The organism is Streptomyces sp. NPDC090083 (genome assembly GCF_044747445.1).
In the GTDB taxonomy this organism is placed as follows: domain Bacteria; phylum Actinomycetota; class Actinomycetes; order Streptomycetales; family Streptomycetaceae; genus Streptomyces.
In genome coordinates, this window is the sequence record NZ_JBIVED010000004.1 from 608,125 (window position 1) to 622,939 (window position 14,815).

Here is a 14,815-nt window from a genome sequence, read left to right on the forward strand (position 1 = left end):
GCAATGACCGACATCGCACCCCGCGCGACGCGTGTGGTGGCATCGCCCGGGGGCCGTCGCCGTCTCAACGGCGGCGGCCCCCGGGCCGGCACCATCGCCGCCTTCGTGATCCCCTTCTTCCTCCCGTTCGTGCTCTTCTATCTGGTCCCGGTCGGCTACGCGCTGTGGCAGAGCGTCCGCGTCGTCCGCCGCTCCGGCGGCCAGTACGGCACCTCGTACACGACCTTCGGCGGCTTCGAGCAGTACGAGAAGGTGCTGCAGAACAGCGAGTTCTGGTCCAGCGTCGGCCGCATCGGCCTGTTCGGCATCGTGCAGGTGCCGGTCATGCTGTTCGTGGCGCTGATCATCGCGCTGCTCCTGGACACTCCGCTGCTGAAGCTCAAGTCGGTCTTCCGCATCACCGCGTTCATGCCGTACGCGGTGCCCGGCGTGATCGCCGCGATCATGTGGTCGTATCTCTACTCGCCCCAACTCAGCCCCGTCGTCGACCTGTTGAACGGCATCGGGCTCAAGCCGGACTTCCTCGGCCCGGGTGCCGTGCTGTGGTCGGCGGCGAACATCTCGACCTGGCTGTGGACCGGCTACAACATGCTGATCATGTTCTCGGCGCTGCAGTCGATCCCGCAGGAGCTGTACGAGGCCGCCAGGCTCGACGGCGCCGGCAACTGGACCATCGCCTGGCGGATCAAGGTCCCGATCATCGCCCCGTCGATCGTGCTCACCACGGTGTTCTCGATCATCGGCACCCTCCAGCTCTACGCCGAGCCCGCGGTGCTGCGGCAGATCTCCTCGAACATCTCCAGCACGTTCACACCGAACATGCTGGCCTACGCGGTGGCCTCCGGGAACAACTACCAGCAGGCCGCGGCGATCTCCGTGGTCATCGCCGTCATCACCTTCGTCCTGAGCTTCGGATTCATGCGACTGACGTCGAAGAGGGCCGGCCTGTGAACAACCCATCCGTCACCACCCGTGCCGCGGGCAGGCGTTCCGTGAACCGTGAGAGCCAGGTCAGCCGTACGGCGGCCATGGCGCTGATGCTGCTCCTGGCGATCTACTTCCTGCTGCCGATCTACTTTCTGATCGTCGCGGCCACCAAGCCGCAGGGCGACCTCGCCGCCACCAACGGCCTGACGTTCTCGCACTTCAACCTGTTCGAGAACCTCCGGGTCCTGTTCACCCGCAGCGACGGCGTCTTCGGCAGGTGGATCGTCAACACCGTGATCTACGCCGTGTTCGGGGCGCTCGTGGGCACGCTGATCTCCGCGCTGTGCGGATACGCGCTCGCCAAGTTCCGTTTCCGGGGCCGGGAGTTCCTGTTCTCGGTGATCCTCGGCGGTGTCCTCGTCCCGACGACCGCGCTGGCGCTCCCGCTGTTCCTGCTGTTCTCGGCGACCGGGATCGTGAACACGTACTTCGCGGTGTTCCTGCCGAGCATCGTCAGTCCCTTCGGCGTCTATCTCGCCCGGATCTTCGCCAACTCCGCCGTTCCGCAGGAGCTGTTGGAGTCGGCGCGACTGGACGGCGCCGGGGAGTTCCGCACGTTCTTCTCGGTGGCGTTCAAGCTGATGTCGCCGTCGCTGGTCACCATCTTCCTGTTCCAGTTCGTCGCGATCTGGAACAACTTCTTCCTGCCGATGGTGATGCTCCAGAAGGAGTCCCTCTTCCCGATCACGCTCGGCCTGTACGAGTGGAACGGCCAGACGGCCCGCGCCCCGCTGCTCCAGGAGTCCGTGATCACCGGCTCGCTGGTGTCGATCGTGCCCGTGATCATCGTGTTCATCCTGCTCCAACGGTTCTGGCGCACCGGACTCGCCGCCGGTTCCCTCAAGTGACCGTCCCCGCACAGAAGGTGTCTCACGCCATGCCCAACCCCGCTGTGTTCGTACCCCACTTCCACTGGGACCGGGAGTGGTACGAGCCCTTCCAGGTGTTCCGGCACCGGCTCGTCGCCGCCCTCGACACCGTGCTGGAGACGGCGGAGACGGACCCGGACTTCCGGTTCACCGTCGACGGCCAGATGGCCGCCGTCGAGGACTACCTGGAGATGCGGCCGGAGAACCGCGCGCGGGTCGCGGCCCTGGTCGCCGAGGGCCGGCTCGCCGTCGGCCCGTGGCTGATCCTGCTCGACGAGTTCCTCTGCTCCGGCGAGACCATCGTCCGCAATCTCCAGATGGGCTGGGCCGCCGCCGCCGAGCTGGGCGGCGCGATGCCGATCGGCTATCTCCCGGACATGTTCGGCCATGTCGCGCAGATGCCGCAGATCCTGGCGCGCGCCGGTATCGAGCACGCGGCGCTGTGGCGCGGGGTGCCCGGCTCCGTCGACGGCCACGCCTTCGTCTGGCGTGCGCCGGACGGCTCCCAGGTCCGCACCGAGTTCCTCTTCGACGGCTACGACAACGGCCTCGACGTCCTGCTGGTGCCGGACCGGATCGGCCGCGCGCTCGGCGACTACGCCGAGATGACGGCCGAACGCTGGGGCACGGACCCGGTGTTGGCGATGGCGGGCACCGACCACAACGCGCCCGACCCGCAGCTCGCCTCCTGGCTGCGGCAGGCAGCCGCCGAGGGTCGCCCGATCACCATCGCCACCCTCGACGAGTACCTCCGCGAGCACGTCCGCGACGAGGTGTCCGCCACCGTGACCGGTGAGCTGCGCAGCCATGTGCGCGGCAACATCCTTCCGGGCGTGCTCTCGGTGCGGCTCGGCCTCAAGCAGCGGATGGCCCTCGCCGAGCGCACCATCGACCACGCGGAGCGGGTGAACGCCCAGTGGTCGCGGCGCGACGACTCGCCGTTCCTCGACCTGGCCTGGCACAAGATCATCGAGTCGACCGCGCACGACTCGGTCGTCGGCTCCGGGACGGACGAGACCTGCGACCAGGTCGCCGCCCGCCTGGCCGAGGCCGCGCAGACAGCGCGTGCCGTACGGGACGCGGCGCTCGCCGAACCCGCCGGACTCGTGCCCGCTGACGCCCACTTGGCCGCCAACCCGCTGCCGTTCGACCGCTCGGTGCTGGTCGAGGTGGACGTCATGGCCCCGCAGGAGGGGACCGCGCTCGTCGCGACCGCCGCCGACGGTACGACGGCTCCCGTGCAGCTGATCTCCGAGGCACCGACCGTGCTCAGCGACGAGACGATGGACGCCTCGCAGCTCGAACGCGTCCTGCGCCGCATCCATCGCCGCGAACTCTTCGGCCGCCAGATCGACCACTACGAACTCACCCCGGGCGCCCTGGTGTTCCACCTCGCGGAGGTACCGACCGCCGGCCCCTTCGACCTGCTGATCCTGCGCCGCGAGGTCGCCGAGGCAGCCGCCGGCCACCCGGGCGAGTGGCGGGTGTTGACCCTGGAGGAGGCGCGGGCCACCGCGCTTGTCCCTGTGCACGTTCCCGCATCCGGGCTGGCGTCCTTCCGGGTCGGGCCGACCGAGGCCGGCGCTACCCCCGCCGTACCGTCGCACGCGCCCGCCACGGCGACGGAGCGCACCCTCGCCAACGGCCTGGTGGCGGTATCGGTCACCGCCGACGGCACCCTGGACGTGACCGGCCGGGACGGCACCGTGCTGCACGGCGTCGGGCGGCTCGTCGACGGCGGGGACCGGGGCGACAGCTACAACTACGCTCCCCCGGCGCACGACGTCCTCGTGTCGGAGCCGGCGGAGGTCGCCGTCGAGGTCGTCGAGAACGGCCCGCTGCGCGCACGGCTGCGGGTCACCCGCGTCTACGCGTGGCCGGCCGCTCTCTCCGACGACCGTGACGTGCGCGCCGCGCGGACCGTGCCGACGCCGGTGGAGACGCTGGTGGAGGTGCGGGCGGGCGAGCCGTTCGTGCGGGTCGCCACGTCCTTCCTCAACCAGTCCGCCGACCACCGGCTGCGCTTCCATGTGCCGCTGCCCGAGCCGGTGGGCACGTCCGCGTCGGCCGGTCAGTTCGCCGTCACCGAGCGCGGGCTGACCGCCGAGGGCGGCTGGGGCGAGTACCCGCTGCCGACCTTCCCGGCCGGCTCGTTCGTGGCGGCCGGTGCCGCCACCGTCCTGCTCGACCACTCCAGCGAGTACGAACTCGTCGGCGACGGAACCGAGTTGGCCGTGACCCTGCTGCGCGCGATCGGCTCGATCAGCGTCAACATCCACCCCCTGCGTGACGAACCGGCGGCGAGCGAGATCCCGGTACCCGGGGCGCAGGACCTCGGCATGCGGATCGAGAACCGGTTCGCCGTCGTCCCGTCGGCCACCGGCTGGCGCGGCGCGGACGCGGTGGCGCTCGCGGAGGAGTTCCGCAACGACGTCCTGGTCACCCGGGGCACGGCAGCCGCGGGAGGGCAACTGCCCGCCGACCGGGCCGGATTGCGTGTCGACGGCGACGACGTCCTCGTCTCGGCCGTCCGCCGGATCACCGACGCCGAGCACGGACCGGGCACCGAGGTCCGGCTGACGGCGATGAGCGACACCGGGTCGACGGTCCGGGTGACGGGCACGTTCGCCGAGGCCGCCACCGTCGATCTGCTGGGCCGGCCGATCTCCCGCGTCCAGGTCCGGGACGAGCTCGAACTCGCCCTCGGCCCCTGGGAGATCCGCACCGTCGTACTCCGATAGACCGCCATGATCGAATGCAATGCACCCGTTCCACCCTCACGAAAGCGTTGTGACCTCTTGCTTCCCGAGTTCTCCCCCCATGTCTCCGACCTCGCACCCGGGCGCGGCGCGCTCCGGCCGGCGCGCTCGTGGCTGCACTCCGACGCGAAGTCCCTCTCCCTGAACGGGTCCTGGAACTTCCGCCTGTCCCCCACCGCGTCGGCGGCGGAGGACTTCGCGGCCGAGGGCTTCGACGACCGGGGATGGGACAGCATCCCCGTGCCCGCCCACTGGGTGCTGGAGGGCGACGGCGCCCACGGCCGCCCGATCTACACGAACATCCAGTTCCCCTTCCCGATCGACCCTCCGCACGTCCCGGACGAGAACCCGACCGGTGACTACCGCCGCGCCTTCGCCGTCCCCGCCGACTGGTCGGAGGCCGAGCGGGTCGTGCTGCGCTTCGACGGTGTCGAGTCGCTGTTCCGTGTCTGGGTCAACGGGGTCGAGGTCGGCAGCGCGAGCGGCAGCCGCCTCGCCCACGAATTCGACGTGACCGACGCCGTACGCGCCGGTGAGAACGTCGTCGCCGTGCGGGTGCACCAGTGGTCGGCGGCCAGTTACGTCGAGGACCAGGACCAGTGGTGGCTGCCGGGCATCTTCCGCGACGTCACCCTGACCGCCCGCCCGGCCGGCGGCATCGAGGACGTCTGGCTGCGGACCGGCTTCGACGACGGGCGCGGCCGGGTCGAGGCCGAAGTCACCGCCGACGCGACGGCGTTCCCGGTCACCCTGCGCATCCCCGAACTCGGTGTCGAGCGGGTCTGGGCGACGCCGGACGAGGTGGCGGCCGTCGACATCGACACCGTGGAGCCCTGGTCGGCCGAGCTGCCGCGCCTGTACGACGCCACGGTGTCGTCGGCCGCGGAGACCGTCTCGCTGCGGGTCGGTTTCCGTACCGTGGAGATCCGCGGGGACCAGTTCCTGGTCAACGGACGCCGGGTCGTCTTCCACGGGGTGAACCGGCACGAGACGCACCCCGAGCGCGGCCGTGTCTTCGACGAGGCGCACGCCCGCGAGGACCTGGCGCTGATGAAGCGGTTCAACGTGAACGCGATCCGCACGAGCCACTACCCGCCGCACCCCCGGCTGCTCGACCTCGCCGACGAGCTCGGGTTCTGGGTGATCCTCGAATGCGACCTGGAGACCCACGGCTTCGGCAAGGTCGACTGGGCCGGCAACCCCAGTGACGACCCGGCCTGGCGCGAGGCGTTCCTCGACCGCATAGAGCGCACGGTGGAGCGGGACAAGAACCACCCCAGCATCGTGATCTGGTCCCTCGGCAACGAGGCGGACACCGGCAGCAACCTCGCCGCCATGTCGGCCTGGGTGCACGCCCGCGACGCCGAACGCCCCGTGCACTACGAGGGCGACTACACCGGCGAGTACACCGACATCTACTCGCGCATGTACGCGTCCGTGCTGGAGACCGAGCAGATCGGCACCGACGGCTCCCGCGCCCCGCTGCTCAACTGCACGCCCGCGCAGGGCGCCCGGCAGCGCACCAAGCCGTTCCTGCTGTGCGAGTACGCCCACGCGATGGGCAACGGACCGGGCGCGTTCGACCAGTACGAGGCACTGGTGCGCCAACACCCGCGCCTGCACGGCGGGTTCGTCTGGGAGTGGCGCGACCACGGCATCCTGACCAGGACGCCGGACGGGACGCCGTACTACGCGTACGGCGGCGACTTCGGCGAGGTCGTCCACGACGGCAACTTCGTGATGGACGGCATGGTGCTGAGCGACGGCTCGCCGACGCCGAGCCTCCACGAGTTCAAGGCGGTCGTGGCACCGGTGGAGTTCGCCTTCGACGGCGGCAAGGTCGCGATCACCAACCTCCGGCACACGGCCGACACGTCCGACCTGCGCTTCCACTGGCGGGTCGAGCACGACGGAGTGACCGTGGAATCAGGGGAGTTGGAGGTCCCGTTCGTGGCCGCCGGGGACTCGGGCCGGGTCTCGCTGCCCGCCGTCGCGGTGTCGCCGGACGCCGAGACCTGGCTGACGGTCGACGCCGTGCTGGCGACCGGCACCGCGTGGGCGGAGGAAGGCCATGTCGTGGCGACCGCCCAGCTCGACCGCTCGGTTCGCCGTCCCGTGCCCGCCGCGCGCGGCCGGTTCGACTGGCGGCGCGGCGACGGCACCCTCACCCTCGGCATCGCCGAGTTCGTCGGCGGGTCGCTCGTCCGGCTCGGTGAACGGGCCGTGGCGGGGCCGCGGTTGGAGCTGTTCCGGGCGCCGACCGACAACGACAAGGGCGCGTGGGGCGAGGTCGACGAGAGCGACGCGAGCGTCTCCGGAGTGTCCAACGCCGAGCTGTGGCTCCGCGACGGCCTCGACCGGCTGACCTCGCGCCGGGTCTCCGTGGAACAGGGCGCGGACGCGCTGCGCACGGTCGACAAGGTGTCGGCCGCCGACTCGGGTCTGTCGGTGCTGGTGGAGTCCGTCTGGTCGCTGACGGCCGACGGCGAGGTGGAGCTGCGGGTGGAGATCCAGCCCTCGCACGGGTGGCGGACGGTGTGGCCGCGGATCGGGGTCCGTTTCGACCTGCCCGACGGCACGGCCCCGGTCGACGGTGCCGAGTGGTTCGGCCTCGGACCGCTGGAGTCCTACCCCGACAGTGTCCGCGCGGCCCGCACCGGCCGCTTCACCGCCACCGTCGGTGACCTCTCGGTCGACTACGCGCGCCCCCAGGAGACCGGACACCGCTCCGCCCTCCGCCGGCTCGCCCTGACCAGCGGAGACGCCACGGTCCTGCGTGTCGAAGCACTCCCCGACACGCACGGACGCCGTCCCGGCTTCACGCTCAGCCGCCACACTCCGCAGGAGGTCGCCCAGGCCGGACACCCGCACGAACTGCCGGTCTCCCGGACGAGCCGCCTCTTCGTCGACGCGGCCCAGCACGGTCTCGGCTCCCGGGCCTGCGGTCCGGACGTGTGGCCCGAGTTCGCGCTGCGCCCGGAGTCCCGCACGATCAGGCTCCGCATCACGGCACCGGAGTAGACCCACACGCTGAGGGTGCGGTCTCGCACGGCGACGGCCGCACCCTCAGTATGGAAGGAGACGACTGCCCCGGCTGGCGACCGCACCGGCCGTCCCCGCGGGAAGGAGCACTCCGATGCCCACCCTGCTGTCGGTCAATGTCGGCATGCCGAAGAACGTTCCGTGGCAGGGCAAGAGTGTGTACACGGGCGTATGGAAATTTCCGGTGATCGGCCCGGCGATGGTCCGCCGCCTCAACATCGACGGCGACGGCCAGGGCGACACCGCAGGTCACGGCGGCGAGCAGCGGGCGGTCCTCGTCTACCAGATCCAGTCGTACCGCCACTGGCAGCGCCACTTCGGCCGCGACGACCTCGGCTACGGCCAGTTCGGCGAGAACCTCACCGTGGACGGCCTGCTCGACGACGAGGTGTGCATCGGCGACCGGTACCGCATCGGCGAGGCCGAGTTCGAGGTCACCCAGCCCCGCGTCACCTGCTACCGCGTCGGCATGCGCTTCGGCGAGCCCGAGCTGGCGGCACTGCTGGTGAGCCACCACCGGCCCGGGTTCTACATGCGGGTCGTGCGCGAGGGACGGGTGCAGGCCGGCGACCGGATCGTACGGACCAGGACCGGCCCGGGCGCACTGAGCGTCGCCGACACCGACGCCCTGCTGTACCTCCCCGGCCGCGACCCCGCCAAGCTCCGCCTCGCGCTGGACGTGCCCGCCCTCAGTCCCGGCTGGCAGGGATCGTTCCGTGAGCTGCTCGCCCAGGCCGACGGTACGACGCCCACCGCGCACCCGGCCTGGGCCGGTTTTCGCGCCTTGAGGGTGACGGAGGTGGTGCCCGAGAGCACGACGGTCACCTCGATCCGGCTGACCGCCCCGGACGGCACCCCGCTCCCCGCCGCCCGCGCCGGCCAGTACCTCACCCTGCGCGTCCCCGCGACGACCGGCCCCGCCCCCGTGCGCAGCTACTCGCTGTCCTCCGCACCGGACGCCGGCAGCTACCGGATCAGCGTCAGACACGAACCGCACGGCACCGCGAGCGGCTACCTCACCACGCGGCTGCGGCCGGGCGCGGAACTCGACGTCGCCGCGCCCCGTGGGGAGTTCGTGTACGTCGAGGACAGCGGACCGGTGCTCCTCGTCTCGGCCGGCATCGGCCTCACGCCGGTGCTGTCGATGCTGCACGCACTGGCCGCGCAGGGCAGCAAACGGGAGGTCTGGTGGATCCACGGTGCCCGCGGCCCCCGCGAACACCCTCTCGCCGCCGAGGCGCACGACCTGCTCACCGCGCTCCCCGACGCCCACGAGCACGTCTTCTACAGCGCCGCCACACCCGAGGAACTGCGGAACGCCCACGCCACCCCGGGACGCCTCACGAAGGACAGGCTCATCGCGCTGTCCGTCCCGCCCGACGCGACCGCCTACGTCTGCGGCCCCGGCCCCTTCATGGCCGCCATGCGCCAGGCCCTCACCGAGGCGGGCGTCGACCCCGGTCGCATCCACACCGAATTCTTCGGCACGCTGGGCGCGGTCAACCCCGGTCTCACCGACCGCGCCACCCACACCCCGCACCGGCCCCCGGGCCCGCCCGGAACCGGCCCGCTGGTGACCTTCGCCCGCAGCGGCATCGCCGTCCCCTTCGACACCGGCACCGACGGCAGCGTCCTCGAACTCGCCGACGCCTGCGACGTCCCCACCCGCTGGAGCTGTCGCACCGGCGTCTGCCACACCTGCGTCACGCCCCTCCTGTCCGGCACGATCGCCTACTCCCCCGACCCGTTGGAGCCACCGGCCGAGGGCGAGATCCTGATCTGCTGCGCGCGACCCGACACGGACATCGTGCTGGACATGTAGGCACGGCACGCCCGCCCCGTACGGAAACAGGGCGCCACGCACGCACCGGGATCATCCGCGCGGACCGCTCCCTGCCGCCCACTCGTCCGTCGTCCACGCGAGGAGTCGCTCGATCCGGGCAGCGTCAGGCAGGGGACCACGATCGGCCGTGACCTTCAGAGCCGACACCGCCGTGATGTGCCCGAGCCGGAGCGCACGCTCCAGGCCCTCCCCGCGCAGCAGCCCGGCCAGCACCCCGGCCGCGAACGCGTCACCCGCGCCGACCGGTTCCACCACGTCCGTGACCAGCGCGGGCACGGTCAGCACCCCTTCGTCGCCGAAGGCGATGACGGAATCCCCACCGTCCTTCACCACGAGCAGCCGCGGTCGCGGCAACAGCGCGCGCACGTCCGCCGGCCGGAGGCCCGCACCCCACAACTCCTGTGCCTCGTCGAGTCCTACGAAGGTGATGTCGGCGAGATCCGCGAGATCGCGCAGCACGCTCGCGGCCGTGCCGGGCGGCCACAGGGCGGGGCGGTGGTTGACGTCGAAGCTGGTGGCGTACGGCCGTTCGGCGGCCGGGACGGTGAGCGCGGTGGTCACCAGGTCCCGGCAGGACGGGGACAGCGCCGGGGTCACCCCGGTGAGGTGGAGGACGGCGGCCGATCTCAGCCTGTCGTCGGCGAGGACGTCGGGTCCCATCGCGGAGGCCGCCGAGTCGCGCCGGTAGTAGTGCACGCGGGTCCGCGAACCGGTGGGCTCCTTCAGGAGGAGTCCCGTGGCCCGACCCGGATCGCACCTCACCCCGCTCACATCGACCCCGGCGGCCCCGACCTCCGCGAGCACGCGCCGTCCCAACGGGTCGTCGCCGAGCGCCGAGAGCCACGCGGCGGGGACCTTGAGGTCCGCGAGATACATGGCCACGTTCGACTCGGCACCGGCCACCGACACCCGCAGTTCGTCGGCGTGCTCCAGCGACGAGGACGGGTCGGGGGCGAGGGCCGCCATGGTCTCGCCGATGCAGACGACCCCGCCCTTCGCAGGCAGCCATCCTGCCCGCACCGGCTGCCCGCCGCCGGTCATGACACCTCGCGCACGGCCGGGGCTTCTCCGACGACGGTCAGCAGAGCGCGAGTTCGCTCCCGCAGCGCGGTCAGGCCGCCGCCGTCGGCCGCGTCGCCGACCAGGGGAGAGCCGACGCCGACGGCGGTCGCCCCGGCGTTCAGATACTCCCGCGCGGCCACCGCGTCGACACCGCCCACCGGCACGAACAGCTCATCCGGGAACGGGCCGCGCAACGCCTTCAGATAGGCGGGGCCACCGGCCTGGGCGGCCGGGAAGATCTTGAGCGCGGCGACTCCGTAGCCGCGGGCGGCGAGGATCTCGGTGGGGGTCATCACCCCGGCCAGTACCGGGAGTTGGAGCCGATGCGCCTCGCTGATGCCGTCCCCGAGTGCGGGGGTGACGGCGAAGTCGGCACCGGCCCGGTGGGCGGCGCGGGCGTCCTCGGCGGTGAGGACCGTACCGGCGCCGAGCGGCCGGTCGGGGCCGAGTTCCTTGCGGGCCCGTTCGATGACGGAGAGGGCGTCGGTGCCGCTCAGGGAGACCTCGATCAGTTCGACGCCCTCCTCGGCGAGGGCCAGCACGGTGCGCACGGCGGCTTCGGGGTCGGTGCCGCGGACGATCGCGACCAGGCGGTGGGCGGCCAGCGCCGCTCGAAGGTCCAGGCCTCCACGATGCGTGCCTCGACGATCCATGGGACGAATTCCCTTTCTGTACAAGCCGGTTCAGTCACACCGGCAGTTCGTGGTCAGCGTCAGCCGCCACCGCGCCTCGCCCGACGCGGGTACCCGGGCGGCGTCGCGGGGCCCCGCCTCGGCGAGGTCGAAGACGCGGCCGAGCAGGGGTTCGACACCCGTGCTGCGGTAGGGGCGCCGGTCCGGAAAGCCGCCCAGGTTGCGCCACAGGGCGACGGACACGGGCTGTCCCTCGGCTTCGAGGGCGAAGGAGAGCCGGTCTCCCCCGTCGTGCACGCAGCACCGGGAAGCGTCCACGACAGCTCCTACGGCGGTCCCGTCGTCCGGCCCGAACCGGTCCAGGCGCAGCCCGCACGGCGCGGGCCAGTCGCCCTCCACCCAGGTGGCGTCCTCCGGCCACGCCCGGTCCAACAACCTTGCCGCCTCGGGGAACAGCCGGGCCCGCGCTCCGTCCCGGATGTGCGCGGACGCACGGTCGGAGAGGTCGAGCAGGGCGTGCGCGGCCCATACGAAGCGGAAGCCCGGGTCGCCCGAGAGGACGTAGTCGGCCACCGCCCCGTCCGCCGTGCTCCGCACCGTACGGGCCAGGGTGAAGCGGTCGCCGTGCACGACGTCCGCCTCTCCCTCCCGCGTCCAGGGCCGGGCCCAGGCGTCCCCGTGGTCGGGAGTGCCCCGGACCGTGGGGACGCACTCCTCCAGTCCTCCCGCGTCCACGAAGGCGTCACCCGGGGAAACGTTGTCGCGTTCCGGGGCGTCGCGCCGCCACAGCCACTCCCGCTCCGCCGACCTCAGTGAGGTCCAACGCCCGCCGTGCGCAGGGTCGGTGACGATGTCGAGCGGCACGGTCACCACTCCGCGAAGGAGCCGTCGGGGTGCCGCCAGACGGGGTTGCGCCAGGCGTGGCCGTTGCGGTCGGCGGCGCGTACGGCGTCCTCGTCGACGGTGATGCCGAGGCCGGGGGCGTCGCCGCGCAGGGCGTGGCCGTCGACGAATCTGAAGGGCGCCGGGTCGACGAGGTAGGAGAGGAGGTCGGCGTCCTTGTTGTAGTGGATGCCCCGACTCTGTTCCTGGATCAGGAAGTTGGGGGTGGCGAACGCGACCTGGAGGCTCGCCGCGAGCGCGATCGGGCCGAGCGGGCAGTGCGGGGCGAGCTGGGCGCCGTAGGCCTCCGCGAGGGAGGCGATGCGGTGGACCTCCGAGATGCCTCCGGCGTGCGAGAGGTCCGGCTGGGCGACGGCGATGCCTGCGGCGAGCGCAGGGAGGAACTCGGCGCGGCCGTAGAGGCGTTCGCCGGTGGCGAGCGGGACCGGGCTCGACGCGACGAGGCCCGCCAGCTGGTGGCTGTGCTCGGGCAGGACGGGTTCCTCGACGAACAGCGGGTGCAGCGGGGCGAGTTCGGCGATTACGCGGCGGGCGCCGGCCGCGGTGAAGCGGCCGTGGAAGTCGACGGCGACGTCGCGGCCGGGGCCGAGTGCCTCGCGGGCGGCGGCGACCCGGGCGACGATCGCGGCGGTCTCGGCGGGGGTGGGGATCGGTGAGGTGGCACCGGCGGCGTTCATCTTCACGGCGGTGAAACCGGCCTCGACCTGGGCGGCTATCTGCTCGCTCAGCTCGGCGGGTTCGTCGCCGCCGACCCAGGCGTAGACGCGGACGCGGTCGCGCACGGGGCCACCGAGGAGGGCGTGCACGGGGGCGCCGTAGGTCTTCCCCGTGATGTCCCACAACGCCTGGTCGAGGCCGGCGACGGCGCTGGAGAGGACCGGGCCGCCCCGGTAGAAGCCGCCCTTGGACAGGACCTGCCAGTGGTCCTGGATGCGCAACGGGTCCTGGCCGAGCAGGAGTTCGGAGAGGACGTCGACGGCGGCGCGGACGACCTCGGCGCGTCCTTCGACGACCGGTTCGCCCCAGCCGACCACGCCCTCGTCGGTCTCGACGCGGCAGAACAGCCAACGGGGCGGGACGAGGAAGGTCTCGACACGGGTGATCTTCACTGAGAGCGGGAACCTTCCGTCTCTTCGGAGCCCAGCGGGGAGTCTGCCGGGCCGTCCTCTTCGGAGTCGCCGAGCCGGTCCAGGTCGCGTCCTGCCTGGTCGAGCAGGGCGCGCATCGCGGCCTCGGCGGCCTGCGGGTCCCGGTCGCGTACGGCGTCCAGGACGGCCCGGTGCGCGGGGACCGGGTCCTCGCTGTGCGGGGCGCTGTGCACGATGCGGTCGCGGTGCGCGAGGCCGGACTCGATCACCATCTCCATGCGTTCCAGGAGTTCGTTGTGGGTGGCGGCGAGCAGCGCGCGGTGGAAGGCGAGGTCGGCCTCGACGGCGTGGGCGGCGTCGGTGCCCTGCTCCCCCATCGCGTCGAGCGCACCGTCCAGGGCGGCCAGGTCCGCGTCGGTGCGGCGCTGCGCGGCCAGCCGTACGGCGGCGGGTTCGATGATCGCGCGCACCTCGGCGAGGTTGTGCAGCAGCGCGCGGTCGGACTCCGCCGTGGAGGCGCCCTCGAACTGCCAGCGCAGGACGTCGGCGTCGAGGAGGTTCCACTCGGCGCGCGGGCGTACGAAGGTGCCGCGCCGCTGCCGGGCGTCGACCATCCCCTTGGCGGCGAGCACCTTGAGCGACTCGCGCAGCGCCGTCAGGCTCACGTCCAACTCGCTCTGCAGCGCCACCAGATCGAGCGTGGCGCCCTCGGTGATCTCGCCGCCCAGGATGCGGCGGGCGAGGAGTTCCACGGTCTGGCCGTGCACGCCGCGTCGGGCATAGGGCGTCATGTCGTAGAGCCTTTCTGCTGGTTGGGGAGCGTGGTCATGCGGAGGCCTTGACGACGCTCCAGCCGCCGTCCACCACGAGACTCGTCCCGGTGATGAAGGAGGCTTCCTCGGCGCTGAGGAACGCGATGGCCGCGGCCACTTCCTCGGGAGTGCCGAAGCGGCGTACGGCCGTCTCGGCGATGCTGCGTTCCCGTTCCCCGGCCGGCACCCGGTCCCAGGCGCCGGTCAGCACCGGCCCGGGCAGGACGGCGTTCACGCGCACCAGCGGGCCGTACTCCACGGCGAGTTGACCGCACAGGGAGAGCAGCGCGCCCTTGGCGGCGGCGTAGGCGGGGTGCCCGGGGATGCCCTTGTGGGCGTGCACGGAGGAGGTCAGCACGACCGCGCCGTGCCGCTCCTCCAGGTCGGGCAGGGCCGCCCGGAAGCCGAGGAAGCTGCCGGTCAGGTTGACGTCGAGCTGCCGCTGCCAGGACGGCACGGTCATCTCGTGAGCGGGTGTGACGTCGACGGTGAAGGCGTTGCTGACGAGGACGTCGACGGGCCCGAAGGCGTGCGCGGCGGTGACGATCCGCGTCCAGTCGTCCTCGGCCGCGACATCGGCGGTCACGAACGCGGCCCGCCCGCCGTCCTTCCGGATCCGTTCGGCCACCGCCTCGCCGCGCTCCTCGGCGATGTCGGCGAGCACGACGGCGGCTCCCTCCTCGGCGAGGCGTACGGCCGTGGCGGCTCCGATGCCGGAGGCGGCGCCGGTGACCACGGCCGTGCGTCCGGTGAATCGGGCGCCGTGCCGTCGTACGGACTGGTCCATCGGGGTTCGACTCCTTCGCGTCCTGCGCGTT

The 14,815-nt window shown here is 72.2% G+C and carries 11 protein-coding genes; 5 read left to right on the forward strand and 6 right to left on the reverse strand.

Annotated elements, in window-relative coordinates; translation table 11 throughout:
* Window positions 1-3 precede the first annotated feature (3 nt).
* The 5 genes from ACIPTO_RS17990 to ACIPTO_RS18010 all read left to right on the forward strand — a co-directional run bounded on the left by ACIPTO_RS17990 (window position 4) and on the right by ACIPTO_RS18010 (window position 9,479).
* Window positions 4-951 carry a carbohydrate ABC transporter permease gene (locus ACIPTO_RS17990; protein WP_401193088.1) on the forward strand — a complete coding sequence of 316 codons (948 nt, stop codon included), beginning with the start codon at window positions 4-6 and terminating at the stop codon, window positions 949-951.
* A 77-nt stretch (window positions 952-1,028) separates the two neighbouring features.
* The gene (locus ACIPTO_RS17995) at window positions 1,029-1,835 is read left to right on the forward strand and encodes a carbohydrate ABC transporter permease (RefSeq protein WP_366318303.1); all 807 of its coding nucleotides are present in this window, start codon (window positions 1,029-1,031) and stop codon (window positions 1,833-1,835) included.
* Window positions 1,836-1,864: 29 nt separating this feature from the next.
* Window positions 1,865-4,597 carry a glycosyl hydrolase-related protein gene (locus tag ACIPTO_RS18000; protein WP_401193090.1) on the forward strand — a complete coding sequence of 911 codons (2,733 nt, stop codon included), beginning with the start codon at window positions 1,865-1,867 and terminating at the stop codon, window positions 4,595-4,597.
* A gap of 57 nt (window positions 4,598-4,654) precedes the next feature.
* Window positions 4,655-7,636 carry a glycoside hydrolase family 2 TIM barrel-domain containing protein gene (locus tag ACIPTO_RS18005; RefSeq protein ID WP_401193093.1) on the forward strand — a complete coding sequence of 994 codons (2,982 nt, stop codon included), beginning with the start codon at window positions 4,655-4,657 and terminating at the stop codon, window positions 7,634-7,636.
* Between the two features lie 115 nt (window positions 7,637-7,751).
* The gene (locus tag ACIPTO_RS18010; protein ID WP_401193095.1) at window positions 7,752-9,479 is read left to right on the forward strand and encodes an MOSC domain-containing protein; all 1,728 of its coding nucleotides are present in this window, start codon (window positions 7,752-7,754) and stop codon (window positions 9,477-9,479) included.
* Between the two features lie 51 nt (window positions 9,480-9,530).
* Here the strand turns inward: ACIPTO_RS18010 and ACIPTO_RS18015 are convergent, their stop codons facing one another.
* From ACIPTO_RS18015 to ACIPTO_RS18040, 6 genes are read right to left on the reverse strand one after another with little or no spacing between them, the layout of a single operon-like run.
* Window positions 9,531-10,541 (reverse strand): sugar kinase, encoded by a 1,011-nt coding sequence (locus ACIPTO_RS18015; protein WP_401193098.1) that lies wholly within the window; start codon window positions 10,539-10,541, stop codon window positions 9,531-9,533.
* Complete coding sequence (locus ACIPTO_RS18020) at window positions 10,538-11,185, reverse strand: bifunctional 4-hydroxy-2-oxoglutarate aldolase/2-dehydro-3-deoxy-phosphogluconate aldolase (RefSeq protein WP_401193654.1); 648 nt, start codon at window positions 11,183-11,185, stop codon at window positions 10,538-10,540. The genes ACIPTO_RS18015 and ACIPTO_RS18020 overlap by 4 nt, the downstream gene beginning before the upstream one ends.
* Before the next feature lie 60 nt (window positions 11,186-11,245).
* On the reverse strand, window positions 11,246-12,064 hold the full coding sequence (locus ACIPTO_RS18025) for a hypothetical protein (RefSeq protein WP_401193101.1): 819 nt from the start codon (window positions 12,062-12,064) through the stop codon (window positions 11,246-11,248).
* Window positions 12,061-13,206: a galactonate dehydratase gene (gene dgoD, locus ACIPTO_RS18030; protein WP_401193103.1), complete on the reverse strand. Its 1,146-nt coding sequence runs from the start codon at window positions 13,204-13,206 to the stop codon at window positions 12,061-12,063. Before dgoD ends, ACIPTO_RS18025 begins: the two co-directional genes overlap by 4 nt.
* The gene (locus ACIPTO_RS18035) at window positions 13,203-13,976 is read right to left on the reverse strand and encodes a FadR/GntR family transcriptional regulator (protein WP_401193105.1); all 774 of its coding nucleotides are present in this window, start codon (window positions 13,974-13,976) and stop codon (window positions 13,203-13,205) included. The genes dgoD and ACIPTO_RS18035 overlap by 4 nt, the downstream gene beginning before the upstream one ends.
* A 34-nt stretch (window positions 13,977-14,010) precedes the next feature.
* Entirely contained in the window at window positions 14,011-14,784 is a 774-nt protein-coding gene (locus ACIPTO_RS18040) for an SDR family NAD(P)-dependent oxidoreductase (RefSeq protein WP_401193108.1), read from the reverse strand.
* Between the last annotated feature and the right edge of the window lie 31 nt (window positions 14,785-14,815).

What these genes read in the sequence shown, in the direction of transcription:
- ACIPTO_RS18000 (WP_401193090.1), top strand. Translation starts at nt 1,865, where the DNA reads ATGCCCAACCCCGCTGTGTTCGTACCCCACTTCCACTGGGACCGGGAG.
- ACIPTO_RS18035 (WP_401193105.1), bottom strand. Translation starts at nt 13,976, where the DNA reads ATGACGCCCTATGCCCGACGCGGCGTGCACGGCCAGACCGTGGAACTC.
- ACIPTO_RS17995 (WP_366318303.1), top strand. Translation starts at nt 1,029, where the DNA reads ATGGCGCTGATGCTGCTCCTGGCGATCTACTTCCTGCTGCCGATCTAC.
- ACIPTO_RS18015 (WP_401193098.1), bottom strand. Translation starts at nt 10,541, where the DNA reads ATGACCGGCGGCGGGCAGCCGGTGCGGGCAGGATGGCTGCCTGCGAAG.
- ACIPTO_RS18040 (WP_401193108.1), bottom strand. Translation starts at nt 14,784, where the DNA reads ATGGACCAGTCCGTACGACGGCACGGCGCCCGATTCACCGGACGCACG.
- ACIPTO_RS18010 (WP_401193095.1), top strand. Translation starts at nt 7,752, where the DNA reads ATGCCCACCCTGCTGTCGGTCAATGTCGGCATGCCGAAGAACGTTCCG.
- ACIPTO_RS17990 (WP_401193088.1), top strand. Translation starts at nt 4, where the DNA reads ATGACCGACATCGCACCCCGCGCGACGCGTGTGGTGGCATCGCCCGGG.